This is a genomic window from Phyllobacterium myrsinacearum, assembly GCF_014138285.1.
Classification (GTDB): domain Bacteria; phylum Pseudomonadota; class Alphaproteobacteria; order Rhizobiales; family Rhizobiaceae; genus Phyllobacterium; species Phyllobacterium myrsinacearum_A.
This window is the reverse complement of record NZ_JACGXN010000001.1, coordinates 657307-677553: the sequence shown is the minus strand read 5'-3', so window position 1 is coordinate 677553 and position 20247 is coordinate 657307. Positions and strand designations below refer to the sequence as shown.

Annotated in this window: 14 protein-coding genes; 13 read left to right on the top strand and 1 reads right to left on the bottom strand. The window is 57.7% G+C overall.

What is annotated here, in order from left to right; genetic code table 11:
- The first annotated feature begins 9 nt into the window (after nt 1-9).
- From urtB to FHW16_RS03360, 11 genes are all read left to right on the top strand, one after another.
- The gene (urtB, locus tag FHW16_RS03410; protein ID WP_182547737.1) at nt 10-1632 is read left to right on the top strand and encodes an urea ABC transporter permease subunit UrtB; all 1623 of its coding nucleotides are present in this window, start codon (nt 10-12) and stop codon (nt 1630-1632) included.
- Entirely contained in the window at nt 1629-2816 is a 1188-nt protein-coding gene (gene urtC / locus FHW16_RS03405; RefSeq protein ID WP_182547736.1) for an urea ABC transporter permease subunit UrtC, read from the top strand. The genes urtB and urtC overlap by 4 nt, the downstream gene beginning before the upstream one ends.
- Before the next feature lie 5 nt (nt 2817-2821).
- Nucleotides 2822-3568, top strand: coding sequence for an urea ABC transporter ATP-binding protein UrtD (urtD, locus tag FHW16_RS03400; RefSeq protein ID WP_182547735.1), 747 nt, complete (start codon nt 2822-2824; stop codon nt 3566-3568).
- Between the two features lie 207 nt (nt 3569-3775).
- Nucleotides 3776-4471: an urea ABC transporter ATP-binding subunit UrtE gene (urtE, locus tag FHW16_RS03395; protein ID WP_182547734.1), complete on the top strand. Its 696-nt coding sequence runs from the start codon at nt 3776-3778 to the stop codon at nt 4469-4471.
- Between the two features lie 65 nt (nt 4472-4536).
- Nucleotides 4537-5433 carry a LysR family transcriptional regulator gene (locus tag FHW16_RS03390; protein ID WP_182547733.1) on the top strand — a complete coding sequence of 299 codons (897 nt, stop codon included), beginning with the start codon at nt 4537-4539 and terminating at the stop codon, nt 5431-5433.
- Between the two features lie 101 nt (nt 5434-5534).
- The gene (locus FHW16_RS03385; RefSeq protein WP_182547732.1) at nt 5535-6008 is read left to right on the top strand and encodes a formate dehydrogenase subunit gamma; all 474 of its coding nucleotides are present in this window, start codon (nt 5535-5537) and stop codon (nt 6006-6008) included.
- The gene (locus tag FHW16_RS03380) at nt 6005-7561 is read left to right on the top strand and encodes a formate dehydrogenase beta subunit (protein ID WP_182547731.1); all 1557 of its coding nucleotides are present in this window, start codon (nt 6005-6007) and stop codon (nt 7559-7561) included. The genes FHW16_RS03385 and FHW16_RS03380 overlap by 4 nt, the downstream gene beginning before the upstream one ends.
- Before the next feature lie 9 nt (nt 7562-7570).
- A complete protein-coding gene (gene fdhF, locus FHW16_RS03375) occupies nt 7571-10456 on the top strand; it encodes a formate dehydrogenase subunit alpha (protein ID WP_182547730.1) in 2886 nt (961 codons plus the stop codon).
- 2 nt (nt 10457-10458) lie between these two features.
- Nucleotides 10459-11394 carry a formate dehydrogenase accessory sulfurtransferase FdhD gene (gene fdhD / locus FHW16_RS03370; RefSeq protein WP_182547729.1) on the top strand — a complete coding sequence of 312 codons (936 nt, stop codon included), beginning with the start codon at nt 10459-10461 and terminating at the stop codon, nt 11392-11394.
- Nucleotides 11387-11632 (top strand): formate dehydrogenase subunit delta, encoded by a 246-nt coding sequence (locus FHW16_RS03365; RefSeq protein ID WP_182547728.1) that lies wholly within the window; start codon nt 11387-11389, stop codon nt 11630-11632. Before fdhD ends, FHW16_RS03365 begins: the two co-directional genes overlap by 8 nt.
- Before the next feature lie 176 nt (nt 11633-11808).
- Nucleotides 11809-13464, top strand: a complete 1656-nt coding sequence (locus FHW16_RS03360) for an OFA family MFS transporter (RefSeq protein WP_182547727.1) — start codon at nt 11809-11811, stop codon at nt 13462-13464.
- Between the two features lie 54 nt (nt 13465-13518).
- On the opposite strand, the gene FHW16_RS03355 is transcribed toward FHW16_RS03360, so the two are convergent.
- On the bottom strand, nt 13519-13710 hold the full coding sequence (locus tag FHW16_RS03355; protein WP_182548993.1) for a hypothetical protein: 192 nt from the start codon (nt 13708-13710) through the stop codon (nt 13519-13521).
- Nucleotides 13711-13818: 108 nt separating this feature from the next.
- Here FHW16_RS03355 and FHW16_RS03350 point away from each other — a divergent pair, with 108 nt between their 5' ends.
- Both FHW16_RS03350 and FHW16_RS03345 read left to right on the top strand, forming a co-directional pair.
- Complete coding sequence (locus FHW16_RS03350) at nt 13819-14718, top strand: LysR substrate-binding domain-containing protein (RefSeq protein WP_348643842.1); 900 nt, start codon at nt 13819-13821, stop codon at nt 14716-14718.
- 77 nt (nt 14719-14795) lie between these two features.
- A complete protein-coding gene (locus FHW16_RS03345) occupies nt 14796-20243 on the top strand; it encodes an alpha-2-macroglobulin family protein (RefSeq protein WP_182548902.1) in 5448 nt (1815 codons plus the stop codon).
- The last annotated feature ends 4 nt before the right edge of the window (nt 20244-20247 follow it).

Sequence of the window (20247 nt, the reverse complement as noted above, 5' to 3'; positions counted from 1 at the left end):
GATTGTTGAATGTCATTGAGCCGCTTCCTGACCATCATCGCGATGCTGGGCCTTTGCCTGCTCCCTGCTGCCGCAGGTGCACAAGCCGTGGATGACGCCAAACTCAAGCCGCTGGTGGAAGCGCTGGCTGGAGACAATTTTGACGACACGAGCAAGGCGGTTTCCGAGCTTGCCAAAAGCGGCGCACCGCGCGCGGCCGTCATTCTCAATGCATTGAGTGCAGGCGACCTCTATGTTTCGAAGACGGATAAATCAGTCTTTCTTGGCGTGCGAGATGGCTCGGACTATGCGGCGACTGATCCTCTGAGCGGGGCAAAATTGGCTCCGGTCCCGCGCAGTGCGGCCGAAAAGATCAAGGTCAACAACCGGCTGCGCCGGGATATTGCTGCTGCCATCGGTGGTCTGACATTGATGAGCACCGATGCAACGGAGCGGCGTTCCGCTGCCGAGGCAATCCTGAAGAACCGCGATCCCGAATCCATCCCGTTGCTGGACCAGGCCATATCGGCCGAGAAGGATGCAGGGATCAAGATGTTGATGCAGCGGGCCAAAGCTGCTGCTGTTCTCAACTCCAGCGCGGCAGACGATGTGAAGATCGCCGCCATTGCTGAAATCAAGTCCGGCAATGGGCGCGAAGCACTCGGTCTGCTGACGCCGCTTGCCGGAATTCAGGGACCCGTCGGTGAAGCCGCCGGTGCAGCGATATCCAGCATCAATTCTGAACTCGAAATCTGGAACGGCATCCAGAATATCGTTTATGGCCTGTCGCTTGGCTCGGTCCTGCTGCTGGCGGCCATCGGTCTTGCGATCACGTTCGGAGTCATGGGTGTGATCAACATGGCCCACGGCGAAATGGTGATGATCGGCGCCTACACAACCTTCGTGGTGCAGCAGATTGTTCATGCATCCATGCCAGCGCTTTCCGAATATTCACTTTTGATTGCCCTGCCTGTGGCCTTTCTCGTCTCGGGCGGGATCGGTGTTGTCATTGAACGCGGAATCATCCGCTTCCTCTATGGCAGGCCACTGGAAACTCTGCTTGCCACATGGGGCATTTCGCTGGTGCTGCAGCAGGCAACGCGCTCGTGGTTCGGCGCCTCGAACGTTCAGGTGAGCAGCCCCTCGTGGATGTCCGGTTCCTTTGATGTCGGCATGCTGACGCTGACGTGGTCACGCCTCTGGATCATCGTCTTCGCTTTGTCGGTCTTTGCCGTGCTGCAGCTGGTGCTGAAGAAAACCATGCTCGGCCTGCGCATGCGGGCCGTCACGCAAAACCGGCGGATGGCATCGTCCATGGGTATCCGCACGCCATGGGTCGATGCGCTCACCTTTGGCCTTGGTTCCGGTATTGCCGGCATTGCCGGTGTCGCGCTCAGCCAGATCGACAATGTAAGCCCCAATTTGGGCCAGGGCTATATCATCGACAGTTTCATGGTTGTGGTCTTCGGCGGTGTCGGCAATCTCTGGGGAACACTGGTCGGTGCCATGTCCCTCGGCATCGCTAACAAGTTTCTCGAGCCCTTTGCCGGTGCTGTTCTGGGCAAAATTCTCGTTCTGGTCCTCATCATCCTGTTCATTCAGAAGCGTCCGCGCGGTCTCTTCGCACTCAAGGGAAGGGCCATCGAGGCATGATCACCCAATGGTTTTTTAAGCATGGCGACCGGCGTGGCGTGATTGTCATCGCCTTCCTGGTGGGGATTGCCTGTCTTGTGCCTCTCCTCAATCTGCTGGTGCCTGATACATCGCCCCTGCATGTGCCCACCTATCTGGTTTCGCTGCTTGGCAAATATCTGACCTATGCGCTGCTCGCTGTGGCGCTTGATCTGGTCTGGGGTTTTTGCGGTATTCTCTCACTCGGTCATGGTGCCTTCTTTGCACTCGGCGGCTATGCCATGGGCATGTATCTGATGCGTCAGATCGGTCCCCGTGGTGTCTATGCCGATCCGGTCCTGCCCGATTTCATGGTGTTCCTGAACTGGAAGGAATTGCCCTGGTTCTGGTACGGCTTTGACAATTTCTGGTTTGCCGCCCTGATGGTCGTCTTGGTTCCCGGCGTGCTGGCCTTCGGTTTTGGCTGGCTGGCATTCCGCTCGCGTGTCACCGGTGTCTATCTCTCCATCATCACACAGGCCCTGACCTATGCGCTTTTGCTTGCATTCTTCCGCAACGACATGGGCTTTGGCGGCAACAATGGCCTCACGGATTTCAAGGATATTCTTGGCTTCAACATTCAGGCCGGAACGACCCGCTCAGCACTCTTCGCGGCAACGGCACTGTTTCTGGCGCTGGCCGTATTCGTTTCAGGTTTCATCATCCGCTCGAAGCTCGGCAAGGTACTGGTCGGGGTGCGTGACGCGGAAAGCCGCATGCGCTTCCTTGGCTATCGCGTCGACCGGTACAAACTGTTCGTCTGGACGCTCTCTGCCATGATGGCGGGGATTGCCGGGGCGCTTTATGTGCCGCAGGTCGGCATTATCAATCCGTCCGAGTTTGAACCTGCGAACTCCATTGAAGCGGTCATCTGGGTGGCCGTTGGCGGGCGCGGCACGATTATCGGTCCCATCATCGGGGCCGTGCTGGTCAATTTTGGCAAAACCTACTTCACCACCGCTTTTCCTGAGGCTTGGCTGTTCGCCCTCGGCGCGCTGTTCATTCTCGTCACGCTGTTCCTGCCGAAGGGCATTCTGGGACTTTACGGCGCATGGAAAGCCCGAAGAGCCGCCGATGCGGCACAAAAAGACGACGAAGTGCTGCCGCCGGTCGTGAAGCAAAGCGGCAAGCGCGTACCAGCACCCGAACCTCAGGCCGCGGAGTAACCCTAATGAAGGCCAAGGACACATTGCTTTACCTCGACGGCGTTTCGGTTTCCTTTGACGGGTTCCGCGCCATCAACAATCTTTCTCTCGTGCTGCAGTCGGGTGAAATGCGCGCCATTATCGGTCCCAATGGGGCCGGCAAGACGACCATGATGGATATTATCACCGGCAAGACCAAGCCGGATACGGGCGATGTCTATTTCAACGGCACGGTCGACCTGACCGGGCATGATGAAGCTGAAATTGCCATGCTCGGCATTGGCCGCAAGTTCCAGAAACCGACAGTCTTCGAAAGTCACACTGTGGAGGACAATCTGGTTCTGGCGCTGTCCGGGTCACGCTCGGCCTTTTCTGCGCTGTTTCATCGCCAGAGCAGGGACGAGGCGGACCGAATTCTTGAAATTCTCTACACGATACGGCTATTCGAAAAACGTCACTGGCTGGCTGCCAATCTCTCCCATGGCCAGAAACAGTGGCTGGAAATCGGCATGCTGCTCGCGCAGGATCCAAAACTGCTGCTGGTGGATGAGCCTGTTGCCGGGATGACTGATGCGGAAACGGCGGAAACAGCAAAGCTTCTGCGCGACATCGCCCGTACCCGCTCGGTAATCGTTGTGGAGCACGACATGCATTTCGTGCGCGAGCTCGATGTGAAGGTCACCTGCCTGCACGAGGGATCGGTGCTGGCCGAAGGTTCGCTTGATCACGTCAGCAATGACCAGCGCGTCATCGAGGTCTACCTCGGGCGATGAGACAGCGCGTGGTTCACCCTTCGGCAAGCTTGGGAAGCCCACCATCTAATCCGCGGTTCGACAAGCTCACCATGAGGGAAAGTGAGGACGTCAGGGAGTCAAATTCTGAACGGCTGATGATTGGTTTGCAGCCACCCATCTCCCTCATGGTGAGCTTGTCGAACCACGAACCACTGTTGCGATACATCAATGTGAAGGAACCCTCTGATGCTCACGGTTGAAAATGCTTCTCTTCATTATGGTGCGGCACAGGCTTTGCGCGGCATATCACTTGAAGTGAAACCGAAATCCATCACCTGTGTGCTTGGCCGCAACGGTGTTGGCAAGACGAGCATGCTCCGCGCGATCGTCGGTCAACACCCGCTGTCATCGGGTACAATCAGCTTCGATGGTTCGCCGCTTGGCAAGAAGCCTCCCTATGACCGGGCCCGTGCCGGTATTGCGTTCGTGCCACAGGGTCGCGAGATCTTTCCGCTGCTCACCGTGCGTGAGAATCTGGCGACGGGCTTCGCTGCAGCCAAGCGCGGCAACCGCAACGTGCCTCCGGAAGTTTTCGAGCTCTTCCCGGTGCTCAAGACCATGCTGGGCCGCCGAGGCGGGGATCTGTCCGGCGGTCAGCAGCAACAGCTCGCCATCGGCCGCGCGCTGGTCACGCGGCCGAGGTTGCTTGTTCTGGATGAACCGACGGAGGGCATCCAGCCGTCGATCATCAAGGATATTGGCCGAGCCATCCGGTTTCTGCGCGATCAGACAGGCCTGGCTATCCTTCTCGTCGAACAATATCTCGATTTCTGCCGTGAACTGGCAGACCACGTCTACATCATGGATCGCGGCGAGATCGTTCATTCGGGTGATGCGGCAAGCCTCGACAGACCGGAGGTTCGTAAGTTCCTGACTGTTTGAATTTGTCTCCGCTCTTGCTGTCGGCGGGTAATCATCGATAGAGTCCTCTCGGAGGACGGATTTCGATGATCGACAAGCTGGAATTTTTTATCGCTCTGGCGCGCAACCAGCATTTTGGCCGCGCAGCCGAGGAGTGCGGCGTTACGCAGCCCACCCTGTCGGCAGCCATCCGCCAGCTTGAGGATACACTGGGTGTTGTGCTGGTTCAGCGCGCCTCGCGTTACAAGGGGTTGACGCCGGAAGGCCAGCGGGTGCTCGAATGGGCGCGCCGGATTGTCGGCGACACACGGACGATGCGTGAGGAAATCCGCGCCGCGCGCTATGGTTTGTCCGGGCATGTGAAAATAGCGGCGATTCCAACGGCGCTGGCCATGGTTTCGCGCCTGACAACGCCGTTCCGTGAAAAACACCCTGACGTGACTTTTTCGGTGACCTCCCGCACATCACTGGAGGTGCTGACATTGCTCAGCAATTTCGAGATTGATGCGGGAATCAGCTATCTCGACAATGAGCCGCTCGGGCGTGTTACCTCGGTACCGCTCTATTCGGAACGCTACCAATTGATCACATCGACCGGCAGCACCTATTCCGATCGCGAATTTGTGACCTGGGCCGAGGTGGGCCAATTGCCGTTGTGCCTGCTCACCATGGACATGCAGAACCGCCGTATCATCAATAAACATCTGCAAGAGGCGGGGGTCGATGTGAACCCGACGCTTGAATCCAACTCGATGATTGTGCTGTTTTCACACATCCGCACCGGTAAATGGGCAAGTATCATGCCGCTCAACCTGGCAGAAACATTGGGTTTTTCTGAACCGATCCGTGCTATTCCGATCGTTGAACCGGATGCACGCCATCTTGTCGGGCTGGTCGCAGCAGATCGCGAGCCGCATACGCCCCTGGTTTCAGCCTTGCTGCATGAAGCCCGCGCGTTGGCGATAAATCTCAAAATGCTTTAATAGAAATCTTCTATCGAGTAACGAGACTGGTATATTGATTAATCACCGCGCTTTTGATCTGTTCTAAGTTACGAGGGGAAATTAGGGAGGGCGTTGCAGCAATGCAAAGCGCAAGTACCGATATCGCAACAAGAGCGATAGGCATTATCAATCAATTAAAGGACGAAGAAGGTCCGCTTCTTCCGATCCTGCACGATTTGCAGGGCGAGTTCGGTTATGTGCCGCAGGAGGCTCTGCCGTTGATCGCCCAAGCGCTCAATATTTCCCGCGCTGAAGTGCATGGCGTTGTCACATTTTATCATGATTACCGTGATCATCCCGCTGGCCGGCATGTGCTAAAGCTTTGCCGGGCTGAAGCCTGTCAGTCGATGGGTGGCGATGCCATGGCGCAGAAAGCCCGGGAATTGCTCGGCATTGATTGGCACGGCACGACCTCAGACGGCGCCGTCACTCTTGAACCCGTTTATTGCCTCGGCCTTTGCGCCTGTGCGCCCGCCGCCATGCTCGATGGTGAAGTGATTGGCCGCCTCGATGCTGAGAAGCTTGAAGAAATTGCCACCGAGGTGCGGCTATGACCATTACATTCTTCGTGCCTCGCGATTCCGGTTCGCTTGCCCTCGGTGCCGAAAAGGTTGCCAGGAAGCTGCAGGACGAAATCGTTGCCCGCAATCTCGATGCGCGCATCGTGCGCAACGGTTCGCGCGGCATGTATTGGCTCGAACCGATGGTTGAGGTGGAAACACCCTCTGGCCGCGTTGCCTATGGTCCGGTCAAACCATCCGACATTGCGTCCTTGCTCGATACCGGCATGCTCGAGGGCGGTACTCATCCGCTTAGCCTAGGGCTGACCGACCAGCTGCCGTTTTTGGCAAAGCAGACGCGTCTGACCTTTGCCCGTTGCGGCATCACTGACCCTGTTTCATTGGATGACTACCGGGCGCATGATGGCCTGAAGGGGCTGGAAAAGGCACTTGCTCTCACACCCCTCGAGATCGTCACGCAGGTGACAGAGTCCGGTCTGCGCGGACGCGGCGGCGCGGGTTTCCCGACCGGCATCAAATGGAAGACCGTTCTCGATACGGCTGGCGAGCGCAAATACATCGTTTGCAATGCCGATGAAGGTGATAGCGGTACATTCGCTGATCGCATGATCATGGAAGGCGATCCCTTTGTTCTGATCGAGGGCATGACCATTGCCGGTATCGCGGTCGGTGCTACGAAGGGCTACATCTATACCCGCTCCGAGTATCCGCATGCGATTGCCGTGATGAATGAGGCTTTGGCCGTTGCCCGCAAGGCAGGCGTTCTTGGCACTTCGGTGCTGGGCTCTGTCCATGCTTTTGATATTGAGGTGCGTGTTGGTGCAGGCGCCTATGTCTGCGGTGAGGAAACGGCGCTGCTGGAGAGCCTTGAAGGCCGCCGTGGCATCGTTCGCGCCAAGCCGCCATTGCCTGCCCATAAGGGTCTGTTCGGTAAGCCCACCGTTATCAACAACGTGATATCACTGAGTTCGGTGCCGGTCATTCTCGACAAAGGCCCTGCATTCTACAAGAATTTCGGCATGGGCCGTTCGCGCGGCACCATTCCGCTGCAAATCGCGGGCAATGTTCGGTATGGCGGGCTTTTCGAAACCGCTTTCGGCCTGACGCTGGGTGAAATCGTCGATGATATCGGCGGTGGTACGGCGACTGGGCGTCCAGTCAAAGCTGTGCAGATTGGTGGTCCGCTCGGTGCCTACTTCCCGCGGGAACTCTTTGATACCCCATTCGACTACGAAGCCTTTGCCGCCAGGGACGGGCTGATCGGCCATGCCGGGCTCGTAGTCTTCGATGACAGTGTTGATATGTTGAAACAAGCACGTTTCGCCATGGAATTCTGCGCTGTCGAATCCTGCGGCAAGTGTACGCCTTGCCGCATAGGCTCGACACGCGGTGTCGAGGTCGTCGACCGGCTCGCTGCCAATATCGAACCGGAAAAGCAGATCAAGGTCCTCACCGACCTGTGCAATACCATGAAGTTCGGCTCGCTCTGCGCGCTGGGTGGTTTTACGCCCTATCCCGTCATGAGCGCACTCACGCATTTTCCTGAAGATTTTCGCCCTGCGCCCGTCGCAGAAGCTGCGGAATAGGAGCTTAGTATGTCCCTCATTCATGAAATCGATTTCGGTACTCCCGCTTCCAAATCTGAAAAGATGATCTCGCTGACCATTGATGGCAACGAAGTCACCGTTCCCGAGGGTACTTCCCTTATGCGCGCGGCGATGGAAGCCGGTATCCAGGTGCCCAAGCTCTGTGCGACCGATATGGTTGATGCGTTCGGTTCCTGCCGTCTCTGCCTGATCGAGATTGAGGGCCGCAATGGCACACCCGCATCCTGCACCACGCCGGCGATGCAAGGGCTCGTTGTTCATACCCAGACACAGCGCCTGAAGGACATCCGCAAGGGCGTGATGGAGCTCTATATCTCCGACCATCCACTGGATTGCCTGACCTGCGCCGCCAATGGCGACTGCGAGCTGCAGGATATGGCGGGTGCCGTCGGCCTGCGCGATGTGCGCTACGGCTATGAGGGTGACAATCACGTTTTCGCCAAATCCAAGAATGACAATGTTGCCAATGATCGCTGGATGCCGAAGGACGAATCCAATCCTTATTTCACCTACGATCCGGCAAAATGCATCGTCTGCTCGCGTTGCGTGCGGGCCTGCGAAGAAGTGCAGGGTACCTTTGCGCTGACCATTGAAGGCCGGGGGTTCTCCAGCCGCGTTTCGCCCGGGATGCACGAGCATTTCATCGACAGCGAGTGTGTTTCCTGCGGCGCCTGCGTTCAGGCCTGCCCGACCGCGACTTTGACGGAAAAGTCGGTTATCCAGATCGGCCAGCCGGAGCATTCGAAAGTAACTACCTGCGCCTATTGCGGCGTCGGCTGCTCGTTCAAGGCGGAGATGCGCGGCGAAGAACTGGTGCGTATGGTTCCCTACAAGGACGGTAAGGCCAACCGTGGTCACTCCTGCGTCAAGGGCCGGTTTGCCTACGGTTATTCGACCCACAAGGATCGTATTCTTAACCCGATGATCCGCGAAAAGGTTTCCGATCCATGGCGCGAAGTGACATGGGAAGAGGCTTACAAGCACGTCGCCAGTGAGTTCCGCCGTATCCAGTATCAGTATGGCCGCAATTCCATCGGCGGCATCACGTCCTCCCGCTGCACCAATGAAGAAACCTACCTGGTGCAGAAGCTGGTCCGTGCCGGCTTTGGCAACAACAATGTCGATACCTGTGCCCGCGTCTGCCATTCACCGACCGGTTATGGCCTGAACAAGACGTTCGGCACTTCGGCAGGCACACAGGATTTCGACAGCGTCGAGCACACGGATGTTGTCATCGTCATTGGTGCCAACCCCACCGACGGCCATCCGGTCTTTGCCTCGCGTCTTAAGAAGCGTCTGCGTCAAGGTGCGAAGCTCATCGTTATTGATCCGCGCCGTATCGATCTCGTGCGCTCACCTCACATAAAAGCAGCCCATCATCTGCCGTTGCGTCCCGGCACCAACGTCGCCGTTGTCACGTCGCTGTCGCACGTCATTGTCACGGAAGGCCTGTTCAACGAGAAATTCATTCGCGAACGGTGCGACTGGGACGAATTCCAGGATTGGGCGGCTTTCGTTTCAATGCCCGAACATAGCCCCGAAGCCATCGAACAGTTGACCGGTGTGCCGCCGCAGGCGCTGCGTGAAGCGGCGCGGCTGTTCGCAACCGGTGGCAATGGCGCCATCTATTATGGTCTCGGCGTTACCGAACACAGCCAGGGCTCGACAACGGTCATGGCCATTGCCAACCTTGCCATGGCCACCGGCAACATCGGCCGCAAGGGCGTTGGCGTAAACCCGCTGCGCGGCCAGAACAATGTGCAGGGCTCCTGCGATATGGGCTCGTTCCCGCATGAATTGCCGGGTTACCGCCATGTCTCCGATGACACCACCCGCGATATTTTTGACAAGCTCTGGGGCGTAAAGCTGCAGAACGAACCGGGTTTGCGTATCCCCAATATGCTGGATGCCGCCGTTGATGGCACGTTCAAGGGCATTTACATTCAGGGCGAAGACATTCTCCAGTCCGATCCCGATACCAAGCACGTGGCTGCCGGTCTTGCCGCCATGGAATGCGTTGTCGTTCAGGATCTCTTCCTCAACGAAACCGCCAATTATGCGCATGTGTTCCTGCCGGGTTCGACATTCCTTGAAAAGGACGGCACGTTCACCAATGCTGAGCGCCGCATCAACCGTGTGCGCAAGGTCATGAGCCCGCTGAACGGTTATGCAGACTGGGAAGTCACGCAAACGCTCGCCCAGGCCATGGGCCTCAACTGGAACTATACGCATCCGTCGCAGATCATGGACGAAGTTGCTCTGACCACGCCAAGCTTTGCCGGTGTTTCCTACGATCTTCTGGAAAAGGAAGGTTCGGTTCAGTGGCCGTGCAATGAGAAGGCGCCTCTCGGCACCCCGATCATGCATATCGACAGCTTTGCGCGCGGCAAGGGCAAATTCGTCCGCACGGAATATGTTGCAACAGACGAGCGCACTGGACCACGTTTCCCGCTTCTTCTGACAACGGGCCGCATCCTGTCGCAGTACAATGTCGGTGCGCAGACACGCCGTACGGACAATGTCATGTGGCATGAAGAAGATCGGCTGGAAATTCATGCGCACGACGCCGAACTGCGCGGTATCCGTGATGGCGATTGGGTGAAGATATCAAGCCGTTCCGGTGAAACCACCTTGCGTGCGTTGATCACCGATCGCGTTTCGCCGGGCGTGGTCTATACAACGTTCCACCATCCGACGACGCAGGCCAACGTCATCACCACGGACTTTACCGACTGGGCGACCAATTGCCCTGAATACAAGGTCACGGCGGTACAGGTCGGTGCGTCCAACGGTCCGAGTGATTGGCAGATCGAGTATGATGAGCAGGCCCGCAAGAGCCGGCGCATTGTCCAGACACTTGATGCGGCGGAATAGGCATGGCCGAGCGCTCGACCGGGCTGCAAGTCCCGCGCATAACGCGTCGCCGCAAAGGCGAGGCTTATGTCTATGCGACTGACAGCCGGATGGTGCCTGAGGAAACACCTGTTGCGTTCAGCTACAATGGCACCACGCATGCGGTGATGATGGCAAGTCCGGCCGACATGGAGGATTTCGCCGTCGGGTTCAGTCTGTCGGAAGGCATCATTTCCGGGCTCGCTGAAATCAGCGAAATCGCCATCGAAGATCATGGCGAGGGCATTGATATACAGTTGCTGCTGGCTGATGAAGCCGGCCAGGAACTAACAGACCGCCGCCGCCGCATGGCTGGACCGGTCGGTTGCGGGCTGTGCGGCATCGAGTCCATCGAGCAGGCGCTGAAGCCCGTGGCTTCGGTTGATGATGTGCAGCTGCATCTGACACCTGACGATCTGGCACAGGCCGTGCGCCTCCTGTCGCCGTTGCAACCGCTCCACAATGAGACGGGTGCTGTCCACGCGGCCGGATTCTTTGTTCCAGGTAAAGGTATCGTCGCTGCGCGTGAAGATGTCGGCCGCCATAACGCACTCGACAAACTTGCCGGTGCACTCTGCCGTTCGAGGGTGAGCGGGACGGCTGGTGCAGTCGTCATCACCAGCCGGGTCTCCATCGAAATGGTGCAGAAGGCGGCGATCATCGGTGCATCTGTGCTGATTGCTGTATCGGCGCCTACGGCACTGGCTGTACGTACTGCGCAGGCGGCAGGTATGACGCTCGTTGCACTGGTGCGCGGCGATGAATTTGACGTCTTCACCCGCCATGAGCGCATTCCGGTTGCTGCCGCCGAAGCGGGGATAAAGACCGATGAACCGGCTCCAGCCGGAAAATTCAATCTGGATCCGGCTTCACCCACCCTTGTTCAAAGTCCAAACGTTCGATTGGTGCAATATGGATAAAAATCATAAGACGACGGGTGACAAGCTCGTCTACATGGCCAACCAGATCGCCACCTTTTTCCATACACAGCCAAAATCAGAGGCCGTGGAGGGCGTTTCAAACCACATTAACCTCTTTTGGGAATCGCGCATGCGCGCCCAACTTTTCGACATTCTGGAAAAGGAGGACAATGGTCTTGATCCACTTGTGATCGAGGCTGCACCTCACATCCGCAAGCCGGGACCTGTCCCGGCTTGATTTTTTCGCTCCTGTCTTTCTCAAGGCCTATCATGCAAGGCCGATGACCCTGTGTTTTTCCGTTTCGGGGAGCGGGCGGAAAAGCATCAACAACAAGAACACGATCCAGAAAATACATCCAGATTGAAATACCAAAGCTTAAATTAGCGCCATTGGGGCTTGGAGGAGAAATTCAAATGTCAGCGACAGACAGAGCAGAGTCGGGGGCCTACGGGAACCCGGGCATACTTGATCGTGAGCGTATCGTCGCCAAAGCGGGTTTTAACCGTTGGCTGGTCCCACCCGCAGCGCTTGCCATCCATCTCTGTATCGGTATGGCCTATGGTTTTAGCGTTTTCTGGTTGCCGCTGTCACGCGCCATTGGCGTCGAACAGTCGGTCGCTTGCACTGATCTTGGCCTTCTGACCGCACTTTTCACGACGACCTGTGACTGGCGCGTCAGCGATCTTGGTTGGATCTATACCCTGTTTTTTGTGCTTCTTGGCTGTTCTGCGGCCATTTGGGGTGGCTGGCTTGAACGCGCAGGTCCGCGCAAGGCGGGTGTTGTTTCCGCCGTCTGCTGGTGTGGCGGCATGGTACTGGCCGCCATCGGCGTCATGACCCATCAGCTCTGGTTGATGTGGGTCGGTGCCGGTGTGATTGGTGGTATCGGCCTCGGACTTGGCTATATCTCTCCCGTTTCCACGCTGATCAAATGGTTTCCGGACCGTCGCGGTATGGCAACCGGTATGGCCATTATGGGTTTTGGCGGCGGTGCCATGATTGGCGCGCCGCTGGCCAACCTTCTGATGAATCATTTCAAATCACCTGACTCGGTCGGCGTCTGGCAGACTTTTCTCGTCATGGCCGCGGGTTACTTCGTTTTCATGATTTGCGGCGCCTTCGGCTACCGCATTCCACCTGCAGGCTGGCGGCCGGAAGGCTGGACACCACCAACGGCTGCAAAAGCCATGATCACAACGCGGCACGTGCATCTGCGCGATGCCCACAAGACCAAACAGTTCTGGCTCATCTGGGCGGTGCTTTGCCTCAATGTCTCGGCTGGTATCGGTGTGATCGGCATGGCCTCGCCAATGTTGCAGGAAATCTTCGCCGGCAAACTCATAGGCCTGCCTGACGTCAGCTTCACCCAGCTGGACGCTGGTCAGAAAACAGCCATCGCGTCCATTGCTGCGGGCTTTGCCGGTCTGATTTCGCTCTTCAACATCGGCGGGCGGTTCTTCTGGGCGTCGCTCTCGGATCGGATAGGCCGCAAAGCCACGTATTTTACCTTCTTTGCCCTCGGCATCGTACTTTACGCCCTTGCGCCGACCGCCGCTCACATGGGCAGTCAGGCTCTGTTCGTTGCGATCTTTTGCGTGATCCTGTCCATGTATGGCGGCGGTTTTGCCACCGTCCCCGCCTATCTTGCCGATATTTTCGGAACGCAGTTCGTTGGTGCAATCCATGGCCGGCTGCTGACGGCATGGGCAACGGCGGGCATCGTCGGGCCGGTCGTGGTCAACTATATCCGCGAATTCCAGATCAACGCGGGTGTGCCGCGCGATCAGGTCTATGACCGCACCATGTACATCCTTGCAGGCATGCTGGCGCTTGGCTTCATCGCCAACTTCTTCGTCCGGCCGCTCGCGTCGAAATGGTTTATGTCCGATGCGGAGGTCGCAGCCCTTCAGGCCAAGACCAAGACGGCGGAATCTGGTGCCACCGGTTCCTTTGGCATTGGCCATGGTGGACTGGATGCCAAGGCGGCTCTCGCCTGGGCTGCGGTGGGTATCCCTATCCTCTGGGGTGTCTGGGTGACGCTGCAGCAGGCGGTTGTGTTGTTCCGATAGACAGTTTCAATAGTTAAGACAGGCCCTTCCGGGGCCTGTTTCTTTTCATGCTTGTCAGCAGCTGCGAAGGCTGTGCGGGTCAAAGGGCAGGTCTGCCAGCTCATCCAGACACATGACTTGCAGCGCCGGGTGCAAGAGCGGGTCCCGACGCCAGTGGTCAATAGCATCATTGTTGACAAGGCTGCTGTCATCGCTGGTCGAGGTGAGAGTCTCTGCAAACCACTTTGTTAGCCAGAAAATCTTCATCACATGCCTCCTATGAAATGAGGAATGTGCTATTTTGTTCTTGTTTTATCGCGTCGGCAATCAAGAATGGCGATATCTTGATGTAGAAAAACTTGATGAAGAATTTCAATGATGAAAAATTTGAACAGGGTTCACATCAATGGATTGCGCACCGTCGAGGCCATCGGTCGATTGGGTTCATTGCCAAAGGCTGCGTCCGAACTCGGCGTTTCGGTTAGTGCGGTCAGCCAGCAATTGATCCGGACGGAAGCGCAGATCGGCCACGCAGTGTTCGACAGGACACGGGCAGGGCTCATTCCCACGGTTTTTGGCAAGGCATTCATCGCTCGGCTTGAGGAAGGTTTTCAGCATCTGTCGAGAGCTGTCGCCATGGCCGATGGAGTGGAACAGACTTTGCTTCTCTCCGTCGCACCGACTTTTGCGTCAAAATGGCTGGTGCCGCGCCTGGGACGGTTGCGGGGTGCTCACCCAGATATGAAGATTCGGATTGATCCCTCTCCGGGCGTGCTCGATCTGAAGAGCTCCGATATCGATCTGGCAATCCGGCTTGGTAATGGGGATTGGCGGGACGGTACGCCCGAATGCCTGTTGCCCCAAAAGATGTTTCCGGTCTGCACGCGTGCCTTTGCCGAGCGGCTGACCGGGCCAGCTGATATTTTCAGCCAGCCGATCATTTGTTATGAAAATCCCATGTTCAGCTGGGATGAATGGCAGGCGGCGGCAGGTCTCGATGGTCCCTTGTCTTTCGATGGACCAACTTTCTCCGATCCATGGCTTGCAGTTGAAGCGACGATCAGCGGTCAAGGCATCATGCTGGCCTGGGAGCTATTCGTGGAGGATGCGCTGGCGGATGGCCGGTTGGTTGCACCATTTCCCCTGCGCGTACCGTCAGATATCGCTTATTGGCTGGTTTCTCCAAAAAACCGCAAGCCAACACCGCAGATGCTGCATTTTCAGCAATGGATACGCGCGGAAATCGCGGAAGACACGCGCGCGCCCACCGCATGATCTGTTGACAAGTTATACTGAAGTTTGAAGAGTGCGGCTCACCACCATACGGGTTGCGTTGGGAGGACTTCATGTCTATGCGCGCGGTTATCGGCTTTTCAGCTTTTCTTCTTTCGGCCTTGATTTCAGGGGTGCCTGCCGGTGCTGCCGAATCGACTCGCGACATCGTCACGACCAAAGATGGCGACTATTTCGGTTTTGATCTGCGCACAGAGCAGGACGTGACCCTTGACCAGTGCGAGGCGGTCTGTCTGGCCGAGACTACCTGCAAGGCCTTCACCTATAATCCCAAGGTGAAATGGTGCTTCATGAAATCCGATTTCAACGAACTGCATAGTTTCCCCGGCGCGATCGCAGGCAAGGTGGTCGAGACAGCGAGCGAGCCGGATATCGGCGCACCATCAAAGCTGGCGTTCCTTTCTGATCAACTCGTGCAGGATGCACGGCAGGTCAAGGCACGCCTTGCCTTGACGGATGAACAGAAGGGGCAGGGAGCGGCCAGTCTGCAGCAAGCCGCGCGCGCTCAATTGGCCGCCGGTAACATTGAAAATGCGCTCAATGCCTTCAAGGGTGCGCTCGCAGTTTCGCCTGAGGACGCGGAGTTGTGGATCGAGACTGCCCGTGCTGCCAATCGCGCCGACAAAAACACCTATGTTGCCGGACAGGCCGCGCTTGCAGCTTATAATGGTTATCTCCTGACACGCACCATGCAAAGCCGCGCCGATGCTTTGGCTGTTCTGGCGACGTCGCTGCAAAATGCGCAGAATTATCGCGCTGCGCTGAATGCCTACAAGGCCAGCCTCGAACTGGTCGATGCGAAAACCGTGAAGGCTGCCTATCTCGATCTCAAAGCCCGTCAGGGCTTCCGGATTGTCAATCATACGATCGATGCCGACAGCGCAACGCCGCGCGCCTGCGTCCAGTTTTCCGACCCTCTGGTCAAGGTTGGTACGGATTACGCGCCCTTCGTCATGCTGGATGGGGCTGCCCCCAAGGCAGTTGAGGCTAAAGGCAGTGAGATTTGCGTGGAAGGCCTGACACACGGCCAGCGCTACAAACTGTCATTGCGTGCGGGTCTACCATCCTCGGTCGGCGAAGCGCTGGAAGGTCAGGTGGATCTCGACCTCTATGTCAAGGATCGGTCGGCGACAGTGCGCTTTACCGGCGACAGTTTCGTGCTGCCCAGCACCGCACGTCGCGGCATTCCTATCGTCTCTGTCAACACCACCAGCGCCAATCTCAAGCTTTACCGCATTGGCGACCGCGGCATTGCCTCGTTGCTCACCAGCTCGCAGTTCCTGACCCAGATCGACGGCTATAACGCCCAGAAACTGCAGGATGAATCGGGTGAACTGGTCTGGCAGGGAGCGATCGACATCCAGTCCGATCTCAACAAGGACGTTGTCACCAGTTTCCCGGTGGATGAAGCCCTGCCGCAGCGCAACCCGGGCGTCTATGTTCTGACGGCCGTTTCTCCCGATGCACGCAGCAACGAGTGGGATTCCCAGGCAACCCAATGGTTCGTCGTCTCGGATATCGGTCTGTCGACCTATACCGGTACGGATGGGCTCAATGTTTTTGCACGATCCCTTGCCAGCGCCCAGCCGCTGATCGGTGTGGAATTGCAGCTTCTGGCCAAGAACAATGAAATTCTTGGTACAGCCATAACCGATACGGATGGCCGCGCGACATTCACCGCAGGGCTGCTGCGTGGCACGGCTGCCATGACGCCAGCTGTTATCACCGCCAAGAATGGCGATGCGGACTATGTATTCCTCGATATGACCCGCGCCGGTTTTGATCTCTCGGATCGCGGCGTAACTGGCCGGGAAGCTCCGGGCGCAATCGATGTCCTCCCATGGACCGAACGCGGCATCTACCGCGCAGGCGAAACCGTGCATGCATCAGCTCTTGCCCGCGACATTGGTGCCAATGCCATCGAAAATCTGCCCCTGACGTTCGTTTTCAGGCGTCCGGATGGCGTTGAAGATCGCCGCATGGTCAGTGACGGTACGGCCCTTGGCGGTCACACTCTGGATCTGGTGCTGCAGGCGAACGCCATGCGCGGCACCTGGAACATGCAGATCTACACGGACCCAAAGGCCGCGCCCATCGCCGAGAAATCCTTCATGGTCGAAGACTTCGTCCCTGATCGGATCGAATTCGACATGACCAGTGAAGCCAAGGCGATCACCGTGGGGGCGGCAACTCCGGTTACGGTCGATGGCCGCTTCCTTTACGGAGCACCCGCAGCAGGTCTTGGCCTCGAAGGTGAAGTCAGCCTCAAACCCACCCATGAAGATGCCAACTTCAAGGGTTACCGTTTCGGCCTTGCCGATGAGCAAGCCAATGAGGACACCCGTATTCCGCTGGAAGATCTGCAGGCGCTCGATGAAAACGGCAAGACGACGTTCGATGTGACGCTGAATGAAGTCCCGTCGACGACCCAGTTGCTGAACGCCAACATCGTCGTGCGGATGCAAGAAGCCGGTGGGCGGGCCATTGAACGCAATTTGACTTTGCCGGTGAAGTCGCAGGGTGCGAAGATTGGCATCAAGCCCGAGTTCGACGGCGATCTGGCGGAGAATTCCGTTGGAAAATTCCATGTGATCGGTGTCGACAACAATGGTCAGAAGCAGGCCATGAGCGGCTTGAGCTGGAAGCTTGTTGGCGTCGAGCGCAATTACCAATGGTACCGTGACGGCAGCTCGTGGAAGTATGAGCCCATTGTTTCAACCAAGCTGATTGCCAATGGCACTGTGGATGCGACTGCCGATGGCGCGGAGATTTCCGTTCCTGTCACTTGGGGCCGTTTCCGGCTGGAGGTTGAGACGGCGGATGTGGATGGCCCGACGTCCAGCGTCGAATTTGATGCCGGGTATTATGTTGCCGCCACCTCGACCGAAACGCCAGATGGGCTCGAGATCGCACTCGACAAGGAGAACTATGCGCCTGGTGACACGGCCAAACTGAAAGTATCACCGCGCTTTGCCGGTGAACTTCTGGTGACGGTGGGAGCCGAAAGTCTGCTGACAACGAAGCATGCAAGCATTCCTGCAGAAGGCGGAGAGGTGGAGATTCCTGTCACGGCCGATTGGGGCGCGGGTGCCTATGTGACCGCCACGCTGTTCCGTCCGGGCAATGCGCAGGACAGCCATATGCCGATGCGCGCCATCGGTGTGAAGTGGCTGGGCGTCAATCCCGGTGACCGCAATCTTGCGGTAAAGCTTGATACACCCGAGAAGACATTGCCGCGTCAGCCGCTGAATATTCCTGTCCAGGTGACCGGTGCGGGCATCGGTGATACGGCATATGTCACGGTTGCGGCCGTTGATGTGGGTATCCTCAATCTCACCCGTTACGAGGCGCCCAATCCCGACGGCTGGTATTTTGGCCAGCGCCAACTCGGTCTGGAAATCCGCGATCTTTATGGTCGCCTCATTGATGGTTCGCAGGGTGCCGCAGGTCGTCTGCGCACGGGCGGCGATGGTGCCCAGATGCCCTTACAGGGTAGCCCGCCCACTGAAAAACTGGTCGCTTTCTTCTCTGGTCCGGTAAAACTTGACGCCGAGGGCAAGGCCAACGTGAGCTTTGACATCCCGCAATTCAACGGGACAGCGCGCGTCATGGCCGTTGCCTGGTCCAAGGCCGGTGTCGGCCATGCCAGCAAGGACATAATCATCCGCGATCCAGTCGTGGTGACGGCAAGTCTGCCGAAATTCCTGGCGCCGGGAGATAAGACCGCCCTGCGGCTTGACATTGCCAATACGGATGCGCCGGCAGGCGATTACCAGTTGCAGGTGACGAGCAATCAGGCGGTCAGCGTCGATCAGCAGTCGGCTGTCCAGACCGTCAAGTTGACGGCAGGCGGCAAGTTCGATCTGACATTGCCGCTCAATGGTCATCAGCCTGGCGATGGCGTGGTTTCGGTCAAACTGTCCAATGCAGCGGGCGTTTCGCTGGAGCAGTCCCTGAACATTCCGGTGCGCCCGGCATCGCTGCCGATTACCATGCGCAATCCCATCAAGATCGCACCGAACAGCACGTTGAAAATCGACCGCGAATTGCTGGCGAGTAGCCTTCTGCAGGGTGCATCGGTCAGCCTCAATGTTTCGCGGTCGTCGGCCTTCGATATACCGGCGCTGCTGATGACGCTCGACCGTTACCCCTATGGCTGTGCCGAGCAGACCACCAGCCGCGCTTTGCCGTTGCTATATCTCAGTGAGATGGCCAAGCAATCCGGTCTTGCCGACGATGGTGATGTGCAGAAACGGGTGCAGGAGGCGATATTCCGCGTCCTGTCCTATCAGTCTTCATCGGGTAGTTTCGGCCTGTGGGGTCCGGGTTCGGGTGATCTATGGCTTGATGCCTATGTCACGGACTTCCTGACCCGTGCACGCGAGCAGAAATATGACGTGCCGGAAAAGGCGCTCGTACAGGCCTTGGAGAACCTGCAGAATTCGCTGAGCTACGACGTGAATGTAAAGGATCAGGGCAATGAGATTGCCTATGCGCTTTACGTGCTCGCCCGCAACCGCAAGGCGGCTGTCAGTGATCTGCGCTACTATGCCGACACGAAGCTCTCGGAATTCCCGACACCATTGTCGCGCGCCCATCTGGCGGCAGCTCTGGCGCTCTACGGGGATGCACAGCGTTCGCAAAGTGTCTTCACGAATGCCCTGCAAATGTCGACCAAGGCCACCAATGTCAGCCTCGTGCGCTCCGATTACGGTTCTTCGCTGCGTGACGATGCTGCGGTGCTGGCTCTTGCAGCGGAAAGCCGTCCGGTTCCCGCGATCATTCCACAACTGTCGCAGATTGTTGCCAAGGAGTGGGAGCGCAAGACCTATACGAGCACGCAGGAACAGACATGGATGCTGCTTGCCGCACGCGCGATTCAGGGCGGCGACAACGATCTGAAGCTCGCTATCAACGGCGTGGCGCATACGGGTGGCTATGCCGCGCGGATGACTGGCGATGAGCTGATCGCCCAGCCCGTCAGCATCACCAATGCATCGAGCGAAGCGGTTTCGGCCGTGGTGACAACCGTTGCCGCTCCGGCCCAGCCTCTGCCCGCAGGTGGCGATGGTTTCAATATCCAGCGTACCTACTACACACTGGATGGGTCGGAAGCCAATGTCAGCGAAGCCAAGCAGAACGAGCGCTATGTCGTTGTCCTCAAAGTTACCGAGAACAACAACTGGCCATCGCGGGTACTGATCACCGATCTCTTGCCTGCCGGTTTCGAGATCGATAATCCCGGCCTCGTCAACAGTGCGCAGCTGTCGAATTTCGACTGGATCGGCGAAGTGGAAGCCGCTCATACGGAATTTCGCAGTGACCGTTTCGTTGCCGCGTTTGATCGCAACACTGGCGACAACAGGGAAATCACCCTGGCCTATGTGGTGCGGGCGGTGACACCGGGAACCTACGATCATCCAGCAGCCAGCGTCGAGGATATGTATCGTCCGCAATTCTCCGCACGCACGGCAACGGGCCGGATGGAGGTCGTGACTGCACAGTAAACAG

Coding starts and splice junctions, on each gene's coding strand:
- FHW16_RS03390 (WP_182547733.1), top strand. CDS start 4,537: ATGATCGACAAGCTGGAATTTTTTATCGCTCTGGCGCGCAACCAGCAT.
- FHW16_RS03355 (WP_182548993.1), bottom strand. CDS start 13,710: ATGAAGATTTTCTGGCTAACAAAGTGGTTTGCAGAGACTCTCACCTCG.
- FHW16_RS03385 (WP_182547732.1), top strand. CDS start 5,535: ATGCAAAGCGCAAGTACCGATATCGCAACAAGAGCGATAGGCATTATC.
- fdhF (WP_182547730.1), top strand. CDS start 7,571: ATGTCCCTCATTCATGAAATCGATTTCGGTACTCCCGCTTCCAAATCT.
- urtC (WP_182547736.1), top strand. CDS start 1,629: ATGATCACCCAATGGTTTTTTAAGCATGGCGACCGGCGTGGCGTGATT.
- fdhD (WP_182547729.1), top strand. CDS start 10,459: ATGGCCGAGCGCTCGACCGGGCTGCAAGTCCCGCGCATAACGCGTCGC.
- urtD (WP_182547735.1), top strand. CDS start 2,822: ATGAAGGCCAAGGACACATTGCTTTACCTCGACGGCGTTTCGGTTTCC.
- FHW16_RS03345 (WP_182548902.1), top strand. CDS start 14,796: ATGCGCGCGGTTATCGGCTTTTCAGCTTTTCTTCTTTCGGCCTTGATT.
- FHW16_RS03380 (WP_182547731.1), top strand. CDS start 6,005: ATGACCATTACATTCTTCGTGCCTCGCGATTCCGGTTCGCTTGCCCTC.
- urtB (WP_182547737.1), top strand. CDS start 10: ATGTCATTGAGCCGCTTCCTGACCATCATCGCGATGCTGGGCCTTTGC.
- urtE (WP_182547734.1), top strand. CDS start 3,776: ATGCTCACGGTTGAAAATGCTTCTCTTCATTATGGTGCGGCACAGGCT.
- FHW16_RS03350 (WP_348643842.1), top strand. CDS start 13,819: ATGATGAAAAATTTGAACAGGGTTCACATCAATGGATTGCGCACCGTC.
- FHW16_RS03365 (WP_182547728.1), top strand. CDS start 11,387: ATGGATAAAAATCATAAGACGACGGGTGACAAGCTCGTCTACATGGCC.
- FHW16_RS03360 (WP_182547727.1), top strand. CDS start 11,809: ATGTCAGCGACAGACAGAGCAGAGTCGGGGGCCTACGGGAACCCGGGC.